Below are 20112 nucleotides of genomic sequence, written 5' to 3'. Positions count from 1 at the left end.
CTAGTGCTGTATGATTAGAAATGGTATATGTCAGTATTTCCTTCAAGGGGGTCTCATGATGAAAAAGCCATGGTCAGTGGTCACGGCGCTGCTGTTGGGCAGTGCGCTGCTGACGGCCTGCGGTTCGGGATCGGGCACGACGGGTGCCGAAAGTGGCACCATCAATCTCGGCGCCAATCTCGAACTTTCCGGCCAAGTCTCAGCCTACGGGAGCTCGGCCAAAGATGGCATGCAGTTGGCCGTAGACGAAATCAACCAGGCCGGCGGCGTCCTCGGAAAAAAGTTGAACTTGATCGCGTTGGACAACCAGTCTGACACCACCCAGTCGACCACTATTGCGCAAAAATTAATCGAACAAAAAGTCGTCGCAATCTTGGGCCCGGCCACAACGGGCAACACCATGGCGGAATTGAACGTCGCCACCGACGCCAAGATTCCGATCATCACACCGACCGGAACGGCGGCCAAGATCACCGTGGATCCGAATACGGGAAAGGTGAACGAGTACGCCTTCCGCACCTGCTTTATTGATCCTTTCCAAGGCACGGTGGGCGCTGATTTTGCGAGAAAAGACCTGAACGCGAAAACAGCCGTCCTCTATGTGGCCCAAGACAGCGATTATGCCAAAGGTCTGGCGGACGCCTTTAAGAAAGAGTTCGAGAAGCAGGGCGGCAAGGTGATCGACTCCGAGCAGTATACCTCCACCGACTCTGATTTTCGGGCGACCCTCACCCGGATCAAGAGCATGAATCCAGATCTGTTGTATATTCCAAACTATTACCAAGACGTCGGCAAGATCATCAAACAGGCCCGGGAGCTGGGCATGAACCAGCCGATCCTGGGCGGTGATGGGTATGATTCCGACACCTTGGTCCAGATCGCCGGCGCGAAAAACACCAACAACGTATTTTTCACCAACCATTACTCCTCCGATGATCCGGACCAGAAGATCCAGGATTTCGTAAAGAAATTCCAGGCTAAGTATAATCGGAAGCCGGACGGATTCGCGGCTCTGGGCTATGATACTGTGCGCCTTGTGGCAGACGCCATCAAACGGGCGGGTTCGACCGATCCCGTGAAGATTAAAGACGCCCTGGCTCAGACCAAGAATTTCGATGCCGTGACCGGCACGATGAGCATCGACGCCCAGCACAATCCGGTAAAGGCTGCGGTGGTCATTGAGATGAAAGACGGCAAACAAGTTTTCCGGACCAAGATTCAACCCACTACCTGACCAAGGCACAGCCGGTGGGCGGAATGATCGATCTCGCGCGAGGGGGGGCAATCCCCCCTTTGCCGTGTGAAGAGGGAGGGCAGTATGACCACATTTATCCAACAACTTGTCAACGGTTTATCGGTGGGTAGCATCTACGCCCTCATCGCCCTGGGATACACCATGGTCTACGGGATTATCAAGCTGATCAATTTTGCCCATGGTGACGTGTTTATGGTCGGGGCCTTTGTGGCGTATTTTTCCTATACCGTGTTGCATCTTGGATTCTTGGGGTCTCTCATCGTCTCCATGGCCGCTTGTGCCGTCCTCGGCGTGGTGATCGAGCGGTTTGCATACCGGCCGCTCCGCAAATCGACGAGAATTGCGGCGCTGATCACCGCCATCGGGGTTTCCCTGTTTCTCGAAAATGCTGGGATCATCGCGGTGGGCGCCCAGGCCCGGGGTTATCCCAGCATGTTGCCGAGTCGTTCGATCAACGTCGGCGGGGTCACGATCAGCGTGCAGCAAATCGGCATCATCGTTCTCAGCGTGGTGCTCATGGTGATTCTTCAATACATCGTGCACCGGACGAAGATGGGCAAGGCGATGCGGGCCGTCGCCTACGATGCCGAAGCTGCCCAATTGATGGGGATCGACGTCGACCGCACGATCTCTTTTACTTTCGCCATCGGTTCAGCCCTGGCGGCGGCTGCCGGGGTGATCTATGGGGCTTACTACAGTGCCATTGATCCGTTGATGGGCATCATGCCCGGACTGAAAGCGTTCATTGCCGCGGTGCTGGGCGGGATCGGCATCATCCCCGGAGCGATGGTGGGCGGCCTGGTGTTAGGGATGATCGAGACCCTGGTTCAGTCCCTGGGCTTTTCTCTGTGGCGGGACGCGGTGGCCTTTGCCCTCCTGATCCTGATCCTGCTGATCAAACCCGAAGGTCTTTTCGGCAAACACGCCAGGGAGAAAGTGTAGGTGACGCCGATGCAGGAGAAAAAACGAGGCGCTCTGGCGGGACGATGGTCGTTTTGGGCGTGGATCGGCGTCGGCCTCGTCTTGTACGCAATCATCGGCCTTCTGATCGATAACGGCATCATCGACTCGTATATGGCGCTGATCGTTTACCAGATGTGTTTGAACGTCATTCTGGCGGTCAGCCTCAATCTCATCAACGGATTTACTGGCCAATTCTCCATTGGACATGCCGGGTTTGCCGCCGTGGGCGCTTACGTGTCGGCGGTCCTGACGGCGAAGATGCAACTGCCCTTTTTCCCGGCACTCATCATCGCCGCCCTGGCCGCTGCAGTGGCGGGGCTGCTCATCGGCATCCCAACCCTTCGCCTGAAAGGCGACTACCTGGCGATCACGACCCTGGGGTTCGGACAGATCATCCAGGTTATTCTGATCAACCTGCAGTACGTGGGCGGGGCCGCGGGAATGACGGTGCACAAAGAAACGAATTTCACGTGGCTGTACTTCGCCGCGTTGATCACGGTGGTCGTCATCGCCAATTTTGTCCATTCCAGACATGGACGGGCCTGTATCGCTGTGCGGGAAAACGAAGTCGCCGCCGAAATGATGGGGATCAACGTCACGTATTATAAAGTGCTGGCGTTCTCCATCGGCGCGCTTTTCGCCGGAGTCGCCGGCGCATTGTCCGCCCACACGTTTTACTTTATTAAACCGACGTCTTATGGGTTTTTACAGAGTTTCAACATCCTGGTCATCGTGGTGCTCGGGGGCCTGGGGAGTATCACCGGATCGATCCTGGGCGCCGTGGTGTTGACGCTCATCACCGCGTTCTTACAGGACTACCCTCAATGGCAAATGGTCATTTACTCCCTGATCCTCGTCCTGATCATGATTTTCCGGCCCCAGGGGCTCATGGGAACCAAGGAATTTAGACTCTCCGCCATCGGGCTCGGACGAAGGAGGGACGAACATGCCGCTCCTTGAGCTGGACAAAGTGACGTGCGAATTCGGAGGGTTGCGGGCGGTTTCCGAGGTTTCACTGCACCTGGAGACCGGGGAATTGGTGGGACTGATCGGTCCCAATGGAGCGGGGAAAACCACGGTCTTCAATCTGTTGACAGGGGTCTATGCCCCCAGCGAAGGGCGGATCCTGTTTGACGGTGCATCTCTTGTCGGGTGGGCGCCCTGGCGGATCAATCGGGCGGGGATCGCCCGGACCTTCCAAAATATCCGCCTGTTCAGCGACATGACGGTTTTGGACAACGTCAAAATCGCCTACCACAACCACGTGCGGCACGGGGTGATGTCTTCCATTCTTCGCCTGCCCACGTATTTTCGCGGGGAGCAGGAGATCGAAGAGAAAGCGCTGGCCTTTCTGAGCTTGTTTCATTTGGAAGAGAAAAAGGACGAATTGGCCCGGAACTTGCCGTACGGGGAGCAGAGGCGGCTGGAGATCGCCCGGGCCCTGGCCACGGAACCGAGGCTCTTGCTCCTGGACGAGCCCGCAGCGGGGATGAACCCCCAGGAAACCCGGGAATTGATGGATCTCATCGCCTTTATCCGGGAGCGGTTTTCCCTGACGATCCTCTTGATCGAGCACGACATGTCCTTGGTGATGGGAATCTGCGAACGGATCTACGTCCTCGACCACGGCATGGTGATTGCCCAGGGCAGCCCCAAGGAAATCCGGTCGAATCCCAAAGTGATTGAAGCCTATCTCGGGGAGGTGACCTCGTGATGTTGATGATCCGGGATCTGAACGTGTATTACGGGGTCATTCACGCCTTGAAAAATGTGTCGCTCACCGTGGATCAAGGGGAGATCGTCACCTTGATCGGGGCGAACGGCGCCGGCAAAACGACTCTTTTGCGCACCATTTCCGGGCTCATCACCCCCAGGAGCGGAGAGGTGCTTTTTGAAGGCCGATCCCTGGTCAAGACGCCGGCGAAAGAAATCGTCCGAATGGGCGTTTCTCAAGTGCCCGAAGGCCGACGGGTATTCGCCACCATGACGGTGGAAGAGAATCTCGAGATGGGGGCGTATCTGCGCAAGGACAAAGACGGGGTTCAGAAGGACCTGGAGATGGTTTACAGCCGCTTTCCCCGCCTTCAGGAGCGGCGTCGCCAGTCTGCGGGCACTCTTTCCGGAGGCGAGCAACAGATGCTGGCCCTCGGTCGGGCGCTCATGGCTCGGCCGCGGTTGTTGCTCTTGGACGAGCCTTCAATGGGGCTGGCACCGATCCTGGTCCAGGAGATTTTCTCCATCATCCAGGAAATCAACCAAGCGGGCACGACCATCCTTCTCGTGGAACAAAACGCCCACATGGCCCTTTCCATTGCCAAGCGGGCGTATGTGCTGGAGACCGGACAGATTAAACACAGCGGACCCGCCGCTGAACTCGCCCAGAGCGACGAGGTGAAAAAAGCGTACCTCGGGGGTTAGATCCCCGGGGTACGCGGCACCTGCCCTCTCCCTTTCCAGCCGTCCCCCTCTTCGCTGCTCACTCCTCGACCCGGACCCGGGCTCCCAGTTCCCGAAGTAAATCAACGAATCCGGGGAAGGACACGTCCGCCGCCTCCCAGCCTTCCACCACCGTCTCCCCTTCGGCCACCAGGCCCGCCACGGCCATCGCCATGGCGATTCGGTGATCGCCATGACTGCGGCAGTGGGCGCCCTTCAGCGCCCGCCCCCCCTCAATAATGAGGCCGTCTTCCAATTCCGCCACCTGGACGCCGAATTTGCGGAGTTCTTCAGCCACGGTGCGAATGCGGTCCGTCTCTTTGACCCGTAGTTCCCGAGCGTCCCGAATCTCCGTGGTTCCCTCGGCCGCGGCCGCCGCCACGGCGAGAATGGGAATCTCATCAATCAGCCGCGGGATCAAAGAACCGCCGACCGTCGTCCCGACCAGGGACCCGGACCTGGCGGCGAGGCGGGCGGTGGGTTCACCGGCCTGGGGTTCCCCTTCCTCGATGTCAAACTGGGCACCCATGGCGCCAAGGACGTCGAGAATGCCCGTGCGGGTCGGGTTCACACCGACGTCTTCCAGGATCAACTCGCTCCCTGGAACGATCAGTGTCGCCACCAAGAGAAAAGCTGCGGATGATAGGTCCCCCGGGACCCGCATGTCCATCGCCTTCAACCGCGCCGGCCGACCGATCTCGGTGTAGCCGCTCCTTCTGGAAATCGGCGCCCCGAGGGCCTTGAGCATGCGCTCGGTATGGTCCCGGGATGGTGAGGGCTCTCGTACGCCGGTCACCCCGGAGGCAAACAGCCCGGCGAGGAGAATGGCCGATTTCACTTGGGCACTGGCGACGGGCATTTGATATTTAATCGAATGCAGATCTGCTCCTCGCACCGACAGGGGAGCCAGATCCCCGTCTCGGCGGCCGTCGATCCGGGCACCCATACTGAGCAATGGCCTGGCCACCCGGCCCATGGGCCTCCTGCGGATCGACGCATCACCGGTCAGGCAACTATGAAATGTCTGTCCAGACAATAGGCCCAGCAAAAGCCGAATGGTGGTACCTGAGTTGCCCACATCGAGGACATCGTCGGGCTCCTGGAGTCCATGCATGCCCACCCCGTGCACAATCACAGTCCCATCCTCTATATCCACAGGGACGCCGAGAGCGCGCATGCAAGCCACCGTACTTAAACAGTCCGCGCCGAACAAAAATCCCTCCACCCGGGACACCCCATCGGCCAGAGAGGTAAACATCACCGCCCGGTGAGAAATCGACTTGTCCCCCGGCACCCGGACTTGTCCCTTCAGCGCCCCGGCCGTTTCAACGATCAATTTCATCTAAGCCACCCCCCGTGCCGGTCCCGCCGCCCCGCCGGGGGAGGAACCTCTCATGGCTGTGCTCTCTCACATGCGCGGATCGACTTTGAATCCATGCTCTGCGAGTAGCCGAGCCGCCTGGTCCCGGCCGGCCTCGGTATCGAAGGTCAAACTGAGTTGGCCGTCCTCGTCTTCCCGGCTCTCGAGGATGGCAATGTTTCGAAGGTTAATCCCCGCCTCGCCAAGCAGGGTGGCCACCGTGCCGATGATCCCCGGCTGGTCGGGCACGTCCACCGTACATTGAAAAGCCGGCCGAATCGCCCCCCGCCCCCGCACGGGAAGGGCATCTCGCCACTGGGCGGCCTGGCGGAAAAATGTCTCTAAGGCCTCGCCGTCCCGGCGGTTGATCCATCCGAGAAGCTCCTCAATCTGATCCTTCCACCGCTCAAACAGCGGTCTAAGACGATCCCCGTTTGTCAATAGGATATCTCGCCACATCACCGGATGTCCAGACGCAATCCGCGTAACGTCCCGGAAGCCCCCGGCCGCCAGAACGGCATATAGGGGATCGTCTTCTCCCAACTCGGCTACTTGATGGACCAATTGCGCCGCCACAACGTGGGGGAGGTGACTCACCGCCGCCACCAAACTGTCGTGGTGTTCGGGATCGAGGATCAAGACCTGGGCTCCCGCTGCCTGGACCAGATCCCGAAGTCGCTGAATCATCTCCGGTTTTTCCCCCGGGTTCGGAGTGAGTACGTAAACGGCATTCTCGTACAGCCGGGGCGACGCCGCCCGGATCCCCGATTTCTCGGAACCCGCCATGGGATGGCCCCCGATGAACGATACGCCTTCTGGCAACACCCGGGTCGCTTCTTGGCAGATCGCCCGCTTTGTGCTTCCCACATCGGTGATGAGCGTCCCCGCAGCCGGACGAAAGGCGGCGATCTCCCGCAGTAGGGCCATCGATTCCTTGACCGGAGCCGCCAACACCACCAGGTCGGCCTCTTGCATGGCAGACCGAAGGGTCAGCGCCCGATCGATCGCCCCGATCTCCAAGGCGATGTCCAGGTGCTCGGCCGATACGTCCACCCCGACAATCTCCCGAGCCACCCCGGCTCGCTGCCAAGCCAACGCCAGGGAGCCCCCGATCAAACCACATCCCACCACGGCAATTCGATGAAGCGCCGGCCCCTTTTCCGTCACCGTTTCAATCCCCTCATTTCTCGGCCCTTCGCAAGGGAGCCACCAGTGTTCGGGCAAAAGTCTCCAGATCGTCCAGCACGTCGCCAGCATCTCTTCCTTCTTCGGTGATGGCGGCCAAGATGCGCACCAAGGCGCTTCCCACAATTACCGCGTCGGCCGCCTCGGCCACCGCAGCCGCCGCCTCCGGGGTTCCGATCCCGAATCCCACCCCGATCGGCAAATCGGTGCACCGCCGGATGTCGTCAATGAACCTGGAAAGGTGCTCGGGCATCCGTTTGCGGACACCCGTGACCCCCGTTGAGGACACGGCATATACGAATCCCCTGGCCGTTCTGCAAATCCGTTCGATTCGCCCGTGGCTGGTAGGTGCGACAAGCGGCACCAGTGCCACCCCCGCCCGGTCGGCGGCCTCCCGTAAAGGAGTCGCCTCTTCCATGGGCAGATCCGGCACGATCACCCCGGCATATCCCGCCTTCGCCAGGTCTTCCGCGAAGGTCTGCCATCCCCAGCGGTAGACGGGGTTTGCATAGGTAAAAGCCACCAAAGGCACCTCCCCCGCCGCCTCCCGAAGGATCGGTCCCAGCCGAAACAAATCGGGCATCTGAAACCCGCCGCGCAAAGCCCGCTCGGAAGCCGCCTGAATGGTGGGACCGTCGGCCAGGGGATCGGAATAAGGCATCCCGATCTCCACAGCGTCCGCCCCGGCCCGGACCAATCTCCGCACCGCCTCCACGGTGACCTCCATCGTGGGGTCCCCGGCGGTGATAAAGGGAATGAACCCGGTTTCCCCTCCGCGCCGTCGTCTCTCCAAGGCAACCTGCAAGGAGGTGCTCATTTCGAATCACCTCCAAGGCCGGACTGTTGCCGCATGAGGGTTTCCACATCTTTATCCCCGCGCCCGGACAGGCTGATCACAACCACCTGATCCGGATCCATCTTTCTGGCCAATTCCAGCGTATAGGCCACGGCGTGGGCGCTCTCCAGGGCAGGCAGAATCCCCTCCAACTCCGCCAATCGGTGAAAGGCATCCAGGGCCTGATCGTCTGTCACGCCCACGTACTTCACCCGGCCGGTTTCATAGAGGTAGGCGTGCTCAGGACCCACGCCGGGATAATCTAGACCCGCCGAGATGGAATGGGCCGGTTTAACCTGACCGTAGCGATCCTGCAAGAGGTACGTGAAGCACCCGTGCAGAATCCCGGGCTCCCCCCCCTCCAAAGCCGCCGCGTGAAGACCGGTGGACAACCCCTTGCCCGCCGCCTCGACGCCGAACAAACGCACACCCTCGTCTTCGAGAAACGGATAGAAAATCCCCATGGCGTTGCTACCGCCTCCGACGCAGGCGACGATGGCGTCAGGCAGGCGCCCGACCTTCTCCAGGATCTGGGCCTTGGTTTCGTCCCCGATGACCCGCTGGAAATTCCGCACCATCACCGGATACGGATGGGGCCCGCCCACGGTGCCGAGCACGTAAAAGCTGTCCTCCACATGCTCCACCCAGTGCCGGATCGCCTCGTTCATCGCGTCTTTCAGGGTGCCAGTCCCCGACGAGACCGACACCACCTCCGCCCCTAAAAGGCGCATGCGAAACACATTCAACGCCTGACGCCGGATATCCTCTTCCCCCATGAACACGGTACAAGACAAACCGAGCCGGGCCGCCACCGTCGCCGTGGCCACCCCGTGCTGACCCGCCCCGGTTTCGGCGATGACCCGCCGTTTTCCCGTATAATGGGCCAAGAGTCCTTGACCGATGGTATTGTTGATCTTGTGGGCGCCGGTGTGGGTCAAGTCTTCCCGCTTCAGCCAAATCTGCGCCCCTCCAACATGATTGGTCAACCGCTCCGCAAAATACAGCGGCGTCGGCCGTCCGGCATAATCGGTCAAGAACCGGTGCAGGTCGTTGCGAAACCGTTCGTCATCCTTCCACTTGAGATAATCTTTTTCCAGCGCCTCCAGGGCGGACATCAACGTTTCCGGGACGTACTGCCCCCCAAACCGGCCGAACCGTCCCCGCTCACCGGGTTCCGTCATCCCATTCCCTCACCTTTCGAACAAACTCTTCCATTCTCGCCACATCTTTGACACCGGGGACCCCCGTCTCGATCCCCGAGGAAACATCCACGCCATCCGGGCGGTATCCCCGAAGCAATTCCTGAACATTCTCCGGGCGTAACCCCCCGGCGATCCATAAAAAAAACCCTTCGGCACCCTTGCGCCATTCGGGAATGTCTTGCCACCGAAACGTTTGCCCCCGCCCTCCCCGCTCCCCCGGAACCCCGGCATCGACGAGCACGGCATCGACGGCGCCCTTGTACGCCGCTGCCGCCCCGGGTCTCTCCATCAGAGCCGAGAAGGCCTTGACCACAAACAATCCCTCATCCCGCAACCGCCGGCAATCCTCAGGGGATTCCACCCCGTGCAACTGCACCCCGTCAAGACCCACCCGCCGGGCCGTCTCCCTCACTTTTTCAATCCCGGCGTCGACGAACACCCCCATGCACCGCAGACGGGTGCCAGCCCGCAAACGGGCTGCCTGTTCTACCTCGACCCGTCGCTTACTCGGCGCGAACACCAAGCCAATCCAATCTACGCCCAGCCGTTCCGCCGCCGCCACATCCTCTGCCCGGGTAAATCCGCAGGCCTTGACTGTCGTCACCGGGAACCCACCAGGAACTCAATCCCTTCGATGACATCATGCCGGCGCATCAAACTCTCGCCCACGAGAATCGCCCGGGCCCCGGCTTCTCGAACCCGGCGCACGTCCTCGGGCGCCGAAATCCCGCTCTCACTTATAACGAAGGCCCCTTTCGGTGCCCGGGGCACCAACCGCTCCGTCACGCCGAGATCGACCTGAAAGGTCCGCAAATCCCGGTTGTTCACCCCGATCACATCGGCCCCCGCACCAGCTGCCCGATCCATCTCTTCCTCGGAATGCACCTCCACCAAAGGCGTCATGCCCCACCGACGGACCTCGGCAATCAACCGTTCCAACTGATCATTCGGGAGAATCGCGGTGATCAAGAGAACAGCATCAGCACCGAGGCAACGAGCCTCCCAGACCTGTCGCTCATCGATAATAAAATCTTTTCTCAGGAGGGGAACATCCGCATGTTTGCGGATCTGTTCCAAATACCCCGGGTCGCCCTGGAAAAAGGTCCGGTCAGTGAGGACGGACATACAGTCCGCCCCTCCGCGCACATAATCCTCCGCGATGGCGAGGGGATCGAAATCCTGGCGGATCACCCCTTTGGAAGGCGAGGCTTTCTTGACCTCGGCAATCAGCCCGACTCCGGCCCCCGCCACCCGGCGCATCGCCCCTTGCTCCAGTGCGGCGCGAAAATCCCTCACCGGCGGCGCGGCCGCCAAACGGGGCTCCCAGGCCGCCACGTTTGCCTCCAGGGCCGGGACCTCCTGTTTCTTTTCCTCGACAATCCGCTCGAGGATGGTCACCCCACCACCCCACCTTTCACCGCTGGGGCGCTCTCGTTCCGCCGTCCGGCCAAAGCTTTCGTGACTTCCACCAGCCGATCGAGCGTTTCCTTCGCCCGGCCTTCGTCCAACATCCGCTGGGCTAGAGTCACTCCCGCTTCCAAGGTCGGGGCAATCCCCGCCACGTGAAGGCCGGCCGCCGCGTTCAGAACAACGATGTCCCGGGCTCCACCACGTTTTCCACTCAGCACGTCCAGAATGATGGCTGCGTTTTCCCGGGCGTCGCCTCCCGCCACTTCACTGAGGGGCGACCGGTTCAATCCTGCGTCTTCGGGATTCAAGACAAAGGTGCGCACTGTCCCGTCCTTCACTTCAGCCACGAGGCTCGGCCCGCTCACGCTCAGCTCATCCAGGTGATCTTCCATCCCGTGCACCACCCAAGCGTGGTTCGCACCGAGCCGCAACAGCACCCTGGCCGTCTTTTCCACGAGATCCTGTGCAAAAGTCCCCATCACCTGCCGCCGGGCCCCGGCGGGATTCGTCAGTGGACCCAAAATGTTAAACACCGTCCGGAAACCCAATTCCTTGCGCGGCGCCATGGCGTGGCGCATCGCCCCGTGATAACTGGGCGCGAAAAGAAAACACAACCCCACTTCCTCCAGACACTGGGCCGCTTCCTCCGGGGAGAGGTCCACCTCCACCCCCAAAGCCGCCAAGACGTCCGCACTCCCGCTTCGACTGGACACGCTCCGGTTGCCGTGCTTGGCCACTTTGGCCCCGGCTGCCGCAGCCACCAACGCCGCCGCCGTCGATACGTTGAAAGTCCGGGCTCCGTCGCCGCCGGTACCGCAGGTGTCAATGACCTTATCCCCATCCACGGGAAGGGGCTGGGCAAACTTTCGCATGGCTTTGGCAAAACCTGCTATCTCTTCCACCCGTTCTCCTTTGATTCTCAGGGCAGTAAGAAACGCCCCGACCTGGGCGTTGGTCGCCTTTCCGCTCATGACCTGTTCCATGGCCGCCTGGGCCTCGGCCTCGGACAAGTCCTCCCCGCGGATCAACTGTTCGAGCACATCCCTCATCTCGTCTCCACTCTCCTTCACTTATCTCTGCTGCTCTCCCTCGGCTCACAGACGGCTCGAATCTCACGAACCTCCTGAACTTGGTTGCATTCTACTACGCCCGGGAAACCGCGTCAACCCCGGGAAAAATCCCGGTTCACCCCCGAGGGGGAAACTGCCGCCGATGCCGGTCCAGCACCTTCCGCACCGCCTCTTCCGGAATCCGGGTCACGGCCCGGGCCCGGCCCAGGGTTTCTAGCAAGACGAAAGTCAAGTGCCCCCCGATCATCTTCTTGTCCTTGTACATGGGGCCGATCAGATCATCATCGGTAAATTCAGCGGGGATCCTCACGGGCAGGCCGATTTCTTCCAATAAACAGGCAATCCTTTCGGCGGTCCCGGGTGGGGCTCCCAGCCACTCCTCAGACAGGAGGGCGGCAAACACCATGCCTACCGCCACCGCTTCACCGTGGCGATAACGGCGGTAATCTCCCAATGTCTCCAGGGAGTGCCCCAGCGTGTGGCCAAAATTCAAATGAGCCCGGACGCCGCTCTCCTTCTCGTCTTCTTCCACCACCCGGGCTTTAATCGCACAAGACCGGGCCAAGAGCCGTCCACGGTCCGAACCCGCAAGGTGCAGTAACTCTTTCCCCCGCTCCGCCAGCTCATAAAACAATTCGGCATCTCGGATGCAGGCGTGTTTCACCACTTCCGCCAATCCCGAGGCTACATCCCGAGCGGAAAGACTGTCCAGGGCCGTGGGATCGTAAAGCACCAGCCGGGGCTGGTGAAAAGCACCCACCACATTTTTCGCCTCGGGGAGATTGATCGCCACTTTCCCCCCCACCGCGGCATCGTGGGCGAGCCACGTGGTGGGCACCTGGACAAAAGCGATCCCCCGCATGTAGGTTGCAGCCACAAACCCCGCCAGATCCCCGACCATCCCGCCTCCCACGGCCCAGATGGCCGACCGCCGGTCCAATCCCGCCGCCAGGGCCGCCTCCCACAACCGGGATGCCCATTCCAAGGATTTTGTCGGCTCCCCGGCGGGGACGACCGCCGTCTCCACCCGAACCCCCTCGGCGGTCAAAGCCGCGGCCACCCGCCGGGCGTATCCCGCCCGGTCCACCGTTTCATCGGTCACAATGAGATGAACCGACCCCGGGGATAACCCCACCTCGCGCATCCATTTTCCCGCCTGGTCCATGGCACCGTCCGCAACCACGATGGGGTACCGCCGGTCCCCGAGCTCAACCCACACCACGTCCCATACGTCATCCCAAAGGCTCATCGGCGACTCACCATCTCCATGTACGCGCGGTACTGGGCTTCGACCTCTTCAAAAGAGTCCCCGGAGAACTTCTCCCGAAAGCACAAGGCCAGCACCCAGGCGACCATCGCCTCGCCCACCACCGCAGCCGCCGGCACGGCACAGGTGTCCGAGCGCTCCACACTGGCTTGAAACGACTCTTTACTGTGAATATCCACACTCCGCAGAGGCTTGTACAAAGTCGGGATCGGCTTCATCGCCGCCCGGACCACCACGGGTTGGCCATTGCTGACCCCGCCCTCAATCCCCCCCGCGTGGTTGGTGTCCCGGGTATACCCCTTCTCCGGATCGTACCCGATCTCATCGTGCACCTCGGACCCCGGCAGCCGGGCCGCCGTAAATCCCAATCCCACTTCGACGCCTTTGATCGCCTGAATGCTCATCAGTGCACCAGCCAGACGGCCATCCAACCGCCGATCCGGGTGGGCGTAACTCCCCAGCCCCGGGGGCACTCCCAAAGCCACCACCTCAAACACGCCACCCAGGGTGTTGCCCTCCCGCCGGGCTTGGTCGATGGCCTCCACCATCTTCTCCGCAGCCTCGGAGTCGGCACACCGCACTGTGGACGACTCCGCCGCATCGGGAATCTGCTCCAGGGTTTTCGGAAACTTTTTGGCTTCCACCCCGCCGATCTCCACCACATGGCTAAAAATCCGGATGCCAAAAGGCGCGAGCAATTGCCGGGCCACCGACCCCACCGCCACCAACGTTGCGGTATTGCGGGCACTGGAGCGCTCCAACACATTGCGCACGTCATCGTGGTTGTATTTGAGCACCCCGGCCAAATCCGCGTGGCCGGGCCGGGGTTTGGTGACGGGTTTCGCCTCTGGGGGCGGATCCCCTTCCACCGCCATTTTCGTTTTCCAATTCTCCCAATCTCGGTTTCGGATCCGCATCGTCAGCGGCGTGCCGAGGGTCAGGCCGAAGCGCAGACCACTGGTGATCTCCACCCGGTCGCTTTCAATGCGCATCCGTCCCCCCCGGCCATGCCCTTGCTGACGTCTTCGCAATTGTTCGTCAATCAGCGCCGACCGGATCGGCAGCCGGCTGGGTAACCCTTCAACAATCGCCGTGAGCTCCGGCCCGTGGGATTCCCCCGCCGTCAAAAAACGCAGCATCCTCAAAATCCTCTCCTTCGCGTCGGCGCGGTGGCGCGCAAACTCGTCATCGTCTCGTTTATTATATGTCGAGCTCCATAGGGCCGCAATGGCACTCCAGGACCTATCTCTCGCCAGTGTCCGGGACAAACATCGGACGCAACCGCAGGGCAGCCACCGGGTTGCCCTGGCGCCGCCGGCGTGTATATAATCCGTTACAGAATCTTTTGCAGCAAACGGAGATTTTGCGGCACTTGCCTGGGAACGCGTTCAGGCGCTCATCGGTCCGCATTTTTCCCGACCCTCGTCGACGGAGCCTTTCTACACGGGCTAGACTGGACTTTTACCGCATCGTTTTGGATGTCGCTCATCGCCGCCGTCGTTTCCTTCTTTTTGGGGAAAACCCTATGTGCATGGGGAGAAACGCCCGCGCCGGGAGACGAATTCGCCCGTCCACCCGGTTTCCCGCAGAGGCGCCACGTCAAAGGTGCAAACACAAAGGAGGGAAGCGGCACGCGACCCGCAGCTCGGACCGGTCTTCTTCGGTTTTTACCGCGGGAATCGCTGCCGCCACACAATGCTCGGGAATGATCACCCGAACATATTCCGGTACACCGCGGGTCCTGAAGACCGCGGCCACACTTTAGAAGAAGTTTTGCGCCGGGCGGGGCTGTCCGGCCGCCGGATCCGCCGGTTGGCCCGGGAACGCAAAATTCGGGTCAACGGACGCCCGAGTTTTCTCGCCAAGCCCATGAAGCCCGGGGACCGGGTGGAGGTGGATTTGCGCGAGGCGGTCCGCCGGGTCCCGGGCGGCTCGCCCGGCCCTTCCGGGGTGTCCGGCATCCACACGAAGGCATCCGGCGCCCCCGCGGGCGGGAACCAGGTCTCAGCAGGGACGCATCAAGTCTCGACTGGGACACCACAGCTCCCGGCGGGGACACCCCCCGTCCCGATCCTGTACGAAGACGAGTGGCTCCTTGTCGTGAATAAACCCGCGGGGATCGCCGTTCACCTCCCGGACAAACCGGGCCTTGCGGGTCGCGTTCCCGCCCTTACCTTGGCGGACCTCCTTCGCCGATGGGGGGCGGAGGCCAGCCCTCCTTGGGTCCCCCATTTGGTGCACCGACTGGACCGCGACACCGCCGGCGTGCTTCTCGTGGCCAAAAGCGCCCATGTCCATGCCCGGCTGGACGCGGCCCTGCGGGAGGGGCGCATTCATCGAACCTATGCGGCTTTAGTAGAAGGAGACGCCCGGGACCTGCCGGAGTACATCGACCTCCCCCTCGCCCCGGACCCCCGCCGGCCGGGACGTTTCTTGGCGGCGTCAAGATACCTTTCCCCCCAGGCCGGATCGCGAGCGGTGCCCGTATCCATCCGGGACCCCGCCCAGGAGCCCGGTCCTGGCTCAGGCCTTGGCGCCGGGGGAACTTTGAGTCAGGAACCCAACAGGCAAACCGAATCGGCCGGCGGGAACCCCCAAGCTGCAAAACCCGCGGCGACCCGGATCCTGAGAACCGTTTTCATCCCCGATGGCCGGCCAACCATGGGGTCCAGATCCACGTCGCCCGTTCCCGAGTCCTCTCCCCCGAACAGCCCCCGGGGGGTAACCTTTGTGGAGATGGAGCTCGAAACCGGGCGCACCCATCAAATCCGGGTCCACCTGTCGGCCCTCGGCCACCCGGTTCTCGGCGACCGCTGGTACCGCAGCCGCCACCCCGGGCTTTCCCTGATGCTCTTCGCCCGCCGAATCGTCTTTCCGCACCCTTCGGACGGCCGGCTGGCAGAAGTTTCGGCCCCCTTTCCCGAGGCCTGGAGGCCCTGGCTGGCCAGCGTCCCGGGGGAGAGCGACGAACGGAGGCCCGGGATCACACAATTCCCAGCCGTTTGGTCAAAATCTCATACATAATCTGGGTGGTCCCCCCGCCGATGGACATGATCCTCGCATCCCGCCAGTAGCGCTGGGCGGGATATTCCATCATGTAGCCGTTGCCCCCGTGGATCTGCAAGGCGGCGTCCGTCACCCGGTTGACCATCTCCCCGGCGTAGGCCTTGGCCATGCTGGCCGCCACCGTCACATCCTCCCCCCGGGCGCACAGATAAAGCGCCCGATAGGTCAGGCTCCTGGCCTTTTCAATATCCACCGCCATGTCCACCATTTTGTGCCGCAGCGCCTGAAACGTGCCGATGGGCCTGCCGAACTGGGTACGCTCGCGGCTGTAGCGCAAGGCGTCCTCCAGGGCTTTTTCCGCCGCCGCCACGCTGGAGAGGGCCAACATGATCCGCTCCCATTGAAAATTGATCATAATGTAGCGAAATCCTTGGTTTTCTTCGCCGATGAGGTTCTCCGCGGGCACCTGCACCCCATCCAGGACCAACTCCGCCGTGTCTGACGCCCGCCAGCCGAGTTTTTTCAGCGTCCGCCCGACGGAAAATCCGGGCGTCCCCGCCTCGACGATGAACATACTCACGCCCTGATGCCCCGCCGAGGGATCCGTTTTTGCCGCCACGCACACATAATCGGCCGACGCCCCGCCGGTGATGAACATTTTGCTGCCGGTCAAAACATAGTGATCCCCCTCCCGCCGGGCCACGGTGCGCATCGAGGCCACATCCGACCCCGCCTCGGGTTCCGTGATCCCCAAGGCGGCGATTTTCTCCCCCCGAATCGCCGGAACCAGATAACGGCGCTTCTGTTCCTCATTTCCAAACCGCCAAATAGGCGTCGCCCCGATCCCCGTCGTCGCCGTCAAAGCCGCCGCCACGCCCCCGGACCCGCAGCGGGCGATCTCCTCCACGAAGATGGCGTCGGCCAACAGGTCGTCACTGCCGCCGTACGCTTCCGGAAACTTCAGCCCGAGATACCCCAGTTCCCCGGCCCGGCGGTACATCTCCCGGGGAACCCGGCCCTCCCGCTCCCACTCCTCCACCCGGGGGGCGATTTCCTTTTCCACCCAGCGTCGGACCGCCGGCCGGAACTGCTCGTGCTCCTTGGTGAACAGCCAGTGCTCCATCTCCCATCCCTCCGGTTCAGCCGTCACAGACCCATTTCCTTGCTGATGATCTCTTTCATGATCTCGTCCGTTCCGGCCCCGATGCGATTCAGCCTCACGTCCCGCCACAGGCGCTCGATGGGATACTCGGCCATGTAGCCATTGCCCCCGAAAATCTGCAGGGCCCGGTCCACCACCCAAAAGGCTGTCTGACTGGCCGCCAGTTTGGCCATGGAGATCTCCTTGCTCGGGACCTCGCCCCGGGCAAACCGCCAGGCGACAGAATAGGTCAACTGCCGGCAGGCCTCGATCTCCACCGCCATCTCCACCAGAAGGTGCGACACCACCTGGAACCCGGCTATGGGCCGGCCGAATTGCCTACGTTCCTTCGCATAGGCCAGCGCCAGCTCATACGCGTACTGGGCGGTGGCCACGGCCCCGGCCGCGGCGATCATCCGCTCTCCCTGCAACTCCCACATGATCTGGTAAAAGCCTTTTCCTTCCTCCCCCAGCAAACGGTCCGCCGGCACCCAGACATCGTCGAACACCAACTCCGCCGTGTCCGAGGAGCGCATGCCGACTTTATCAAGCCTTCGACCCACCGAGACCCCGGGCCGGTCCATCTCCACCAAGAAGAGACTTATCCCCCGATACCCAGGCTCATCCGAGGTCCTGGCCACTAATGTGATAAAATCCGCCCGGGGGCCATTGGTGATAAACAGTTTGCGCCCCCGGATCACCCAACCGTCCCCCTCCCGGCGGGCCCGGGTCTCGATCCCCGCCACGTCCGAACCGTGGTCGGGTTCGGTGATGCCGAGGCAGGCCAGCTTCTCCCCCCGCAGGGCGGGCTCCAGAAACTGTTTTTTCTGCTCCGGGGTTCCAAACTGCAGGATCGGCGGCGTCGCCATCTCCGTCTGGACGGCGACAGCCATGGGGAACCCTCCCGCTCCGCACCGGGCCAACTCTTCGGCCATGACGATACTGGAAAAATAATCTCCCCCTTGCCCGCCCACCTCTTCGGGGTACCGCAGGCCCAGGAATCCGAGTTCCCCCATGCGGCGCAGGATCGACTTCGGGAACTCCCCCTGCTCCTCCCATTGGTCCACATAAGGTTTTACTTCTTTTTCGACAAATCGGCGCACCGATTCCCGCAGCCGGTCGTGTTCTTCTGTAAAATAGGGCGGATACGGCATCCTGTCCATCTCCTTCTCCTCGTTGCCCTGCGGCGGGGTGACCTCATCCCCGGCGCAGGATGTTCTTCAGCTCCATCTGTGATCCCCGCACACGATGGCCACTTTTTCGCCGCTGAGTTCCTCCCGCCGGGTCAACCATCGGCCGATTCCCATTGACGCCACAGTCTTTCACCCCCATCACCCGGGTGTGCCACCGCACAACCAGCACCCGGCATATGGCCCAGTTCTCATGAGGATGTTCTCACCCCTGCCCGTGAGACGGGCCTTCGGCGTACAGGTCCCGATACTGTTCCCGCAGCACGTGCTTCTGCACTTTACCGGTGGTGGTCAGCGGCAATTGGTCCACAAGGCGAATCACTTTTGGCACCTCGAAGCCACCGAGATGTTCCCGGCAGTGGGCGAGGAGTGCCTCTTCCGTCACCTGCGACCCCGGCTTTCGCACCACAAAAGCTGTTACCGCCTCGGCCCATTTCGGGTGGGGCAAACCCACCACCGCGGCGTTGGCCACCCCGGGGTGCGCCAAAAGAACGGCCTCCACCTTGATCGACGGTACATTTTCCCCGCCGGTTTTCACCATGTCTTTCTTGCGGTCGACAAAAATGAGCTGGCCGTCGGGATCCCACATGCCGAGATCCCCGGTGTGATGCCATCCGAACTTTCGACTTTCCTCCGTGGCATCGGGCTGTTTATAGTAGCCCATCATCACATTCGGTCCGCGGTGGACCACCTCCCCCACCTGTCCGGGCCCGAGAATTCGGCCCTCGTCGTCCATCACCGCCGTATCGTTGATGATGGTGGACGCTCCCCAGTACGGGCCGAACCGGCGGAGCTGTTCTTCCGGCGCGAAAATCATCGTGCCGGGGTAGATCTCGGTCTGTCCCGTTCCCAGGGCGAAATTCGGGCACAACTCTCCGATGGCCCGGCGGAGAGTCCGCTCATCCATCGGCGCCATGGCGTACAGGCAATAACGGAGGGATGACAGGTCAAACCGATTGCGCTCCGGATGATCAAGCAAGGCCCGGTACATCATGGGCAGGGCAAACACCCAGGTGATTCTCTCTCGCTGCACCGCCTCCATAAACCCCACCGGATCGAAACGCCGGATGATCACGTTGGTGGTGCCGATGTGCAAAAAGCCTGTGGTCATGACGTGCTGGGCACAGTGGAAGAGCGGCATCATCGCCGTGGCGACATCGTCCCGGCGCACGTCCATTTCTACGAGATTGCTCAATGTCGCCACGAACACCGACAGGTGCGAATGCATGACCCCTTTGGGCCGGCCGGTGGTGCCGCTGGTGTACATGATCTGGGCCAGATCCCGGTCCGCAATGTCCACGTCCGGTTCTTTGCCGGGCTGGCCGTCCAGGGTCGACTCGAAGGAAATCCCCGCTCCGCCCGGGTCCAACCCCTCGTAAGGAATCACCAGCAGCCGTTCCACATTCCCGGCGATGGCCTCCCGCCGCCGGGGGTCCGCAAGAATGAGATCATCTGCCACCGCCACCCGGGCTTCGGAGTGTTCCAGGATATACCGAAGGTCTTCCGGCCCGAGACCGGGATTGATGGGCACCCACACCATCCCCGCTTTTTGAATCCCCGAATAAGCCATCACAAAGAGATGGGAATTCTGACAAATCGTCGCCACCCGGTCCCCGGGGGACAGACCGGACGACAACAAATAATGGGCGAATTGGTTGGTCCTCTCGTCCAACTCCCGATACGTCACCCGGGTCTGCCCGTCCACCAGGGCCGCTTTGTCCGGAAACCGCCGGGCGCTCCGCCGCAGGATATCCCCCAGGGCCACCCGATTGACCACCGATACCGCGTCCAT

Annotated in this window: 18 protein-coding genes; 6 read left to right on the top strand and 12 right to left on the bottom strand. The window is 61.8% G+C overall.

Annotated elements, in window-relative coordinates; genetic code table 11:
• Positions 1-58 precede the first annotated feature (58 nt).
• From CVV65_RS07905 to CVV65_RS07885, 5 genes are all read left to right on the top strand, one after another.
• A complete protein-coding gene (locus CVV65_RS07905; RefSeq protein WP_100667659.1) occupies positions 59-1234 on the top strand; it encodes an ABC transporter substrate-binding protein in 1176 nt (391 codons plus the stop codon).
• Positions 1235-1318: 84 nt separating this feature from the next.
• Positions 1319-2197 carry a branched-chain amino acid ABC transporter permease gene (locus CVV65_RS07900; RefSeq protein ID WP_100667658.1) on the top strand — a complete coding sequence of 293 codons (879 nt, stop codon included), beginning with the start codon at positions 1319-1321 and terminating at the stop codon, positions 2195-2197.
• Between the two features lie 9 nt (positions 2198-2206).
• A complete protein-coding gene (locus CVV65_RS07895; RefSeq protein ID WP_100669302.1) occupies positions 2207-3178 on the top strand; it encodes a branched-chain amino acid ABC transporter permease in 972 nt (323 codons plus the stop codon).
• The gene (locus CVV65_RS07890) at positions 3165-3932 is read left to right on the top strand and encodes an ABC transporter ATP-binding protein (RefSeq protein WP_100667657.1); all 768 of its coding nucleotides are present in this window, start codon (positions 3165-3167) and stop codon (positions 3930-3932) included. The genes CVV65_RS07895 and CVV65_RS07890 overlap by 14 nt, the downstream gene beginning before the upstream one ends.
• On the top strand, positions 3932-4636 hold the full coding sequence (locus CVV65_RS07885; protein ID WP_100667656.1) for an ABC transporter ATP-binding protein: 705 nt from the start codon (positions 3932-3934) through the stop codon (positions 4634-4636). The genes CVV65_RS07890 and CVV65_RS07885 overlap by 1 nt, the downstream gene beginning before the upstream one ends.
• A 58-nt stretch (positions 4637-4694) precedes the next feature.
• Here the strand turns inward: CVV65_RS07885 and aroA are convergent, their stop codons facing one another.
• From aroA to aroC, 9 genes are all read right to left on the bottom strand, one after another.
• Positions 4695-5996, bottom strand: a complete 1302-nt coding sequence (gene aroA / locus CVV65_RS07880; RefSeq protein ID WP_100667655.1) for a 3-phosphoshikimate 1-carboxyvinyltransferase — start codon at positions 5994-5996, stop codon at positions 4695-4697.
• Between the two features lie 66 nt (positions 5997-6062).
• Positions 6063-7181 (bottom strand): prephenate dehydrogenase, encoded by a 1119-nt coding sequence (locus tag CVV65_RS07875; RefSeq protein WP_100667654.1) that lies wholly within the window; start codon positions 7179-7181, stop codon positions 6063-6065.
• Between the two features lie 13 nt (positions 7182-7194).
• Positions 7195-8016, bottom strand: coding sequence for a tryptophan synthase subunit alpha (gene trpA, locus CVV65_RS07870; protein WP_100667653.1), 822 nt, complete (start codon positions 8014-8016; stop codon positions 7195-7197).
• A complete protein-coding gene (gene trpB, locus CVV65_RS07865; protein ID WP_100667652.1) occupies positions 8013-9215 on the bottom strand; it encodes a tryptophan synthase subunit beta in 1203 nt (400 codons plus the stop codon). Before trpB ends, trpA begins: the two co-directional genes overlap by 4 nt.
• A complete protein-coding gene (locus CVV65_RS07860; protein ID WP_100667651.1) occupies positions 9199-9840 on the bottom strand; it encodes a phosphoribosylanthranilate isomerase in 642 nt (213 codons plus the stop codon). The genes trpB and CVV65_RS07860 overlap by 17 nt, the downstream gene beginning before the upstream one ends.
• Positions 9837-10634 carry an indole-3-glycerol phosphate synthase TrpC gene (gene trpC / locus CVV65_RS07855; RefSeq protein ID WP_100667650.1) on the bottom strand — a complete coding sequence of 266 codons (798 nt, stop codon included), beginning with the start codon at positions 10632-10634 and terminating at the stop codon, positions 9837-9839. The genes CVV65_RS07860 and trpC overlap by 4 nt, the downstream gene beginning before the upstream one ends.
• Positions 10631-11695: an anthranilate phosphoribosyltransferase gene (gene trpD / locus CVV65_RS07850; protein WP_100667649.1), complete on the bottom strand. Its 1065-nt coding sequence runs from the start codon at positions 11693-11695 to the stop codon at positions 10631-10633. Before trpD ends, trpC begins: the two co-directional genes overlap by 4 nt.
• A 136-nt stretch (positions 11696-11831) precedes the next feature.
• Positions 11832-12965, bottom strand: coding sequence for a 3-dehydroquinate synthase (gene aroB, locus CVV65_RS07845; RefSeq protein WP_100667648.1), 1134 nt, complete (start codon positions 12963-12965; stop codon positions 11832-11834).
• On the bottom strand, positions 12962-14122 hold the full coding sequence (aroC, locus tag CVV65_RS07840) for a chorismate synthase (protein WP_100667647.1): 1161 nt from the start codon (positions 14120-14122) through the stop codon (positions 12962-12964). The genes aroB and aroC overlap by 4 nt, the downstream gene beginning before the upstream one ends.
• A gap of 466 nt (positions 14123-14588) precedes the next feature.
• Between aroC and CVV65_RS07835 the strand changes: the two genes are divergently transcribed.
• On the top strand, positions 14589-16007 hold the full coding sequence (locus CVV65_RS07835) for an RluA family pseudouridine synthase (protein ID WP_133121257.1): 1419 nt from the start codon (positions 14589-14591) through the stop codon (positions 16005-16007).
• On the opposite strand, the gene CVV65_RS07830 is transcribed toward CVV65_RS07835, so the two are convergent.
• The 3 genes from CVV65_RS07830 to CVV65_RS07820 all read right to left on the bottom strand — a co-directional run bounded on the left by CVV65_RS07830 (position 15967) and on the right by CVV65_RS07820 (position 20112).
• Positions 15967-17112 carry an acyl-CoA dehydrogenase family protein gene (locus CVV65_RS07830; RefSeq protein WP_100669298.1) on the bottom strand — a complete coding sequence of 382 codons (1146 nt, stop codon included), beginning with the start codon at positions 17110-17112 and terminating at the stop codon, positions 15967-15969. The two genes, CVV65_RS07835 and CVV65_RS07830, sit on opposite strands and share 41 nt — an antisense overlap.
• 23 nt (positions 17113-17135) lie before the next feature.
• The gene (locus tag CVV65_RS07825; RefSeq protein WP_232796734.1) at positions 17136-18293 is read right to left on the bottom strand and encodes an acyl-CoA dehydrogenase family protein; all 1158 of its coding nucleotides are present in this window, start codon (positions 18291-18293) and stop codon (positions 17136-17138) included.
• 232 nt (positions 18294-18525) lie between these two features.
• Positions 18526-20112, bottom strand: coding sequence for an AMP-binding protein (locus tag CVV65_RS07820; RefSeq protein ID WP_100667645.1), 1587 nt, complete (start codon positions 20110-20112; stop codon positions 18526-18528).

Source organism: Kyrpidia spormannii, from assembly GCF_002804065.1.
Classification (GTDB): Bacteria; Bacillota; Bacilli; order Kyrpidiales; family Kyrpidiaceae; genus Kyrpidia; species Kyrpidia spormannii.
The sequence above is the reverse complement of the archived record's forward strand: the minus strand, read 5'-3'. Positions and strand labels throughout refer to the sequence as shown.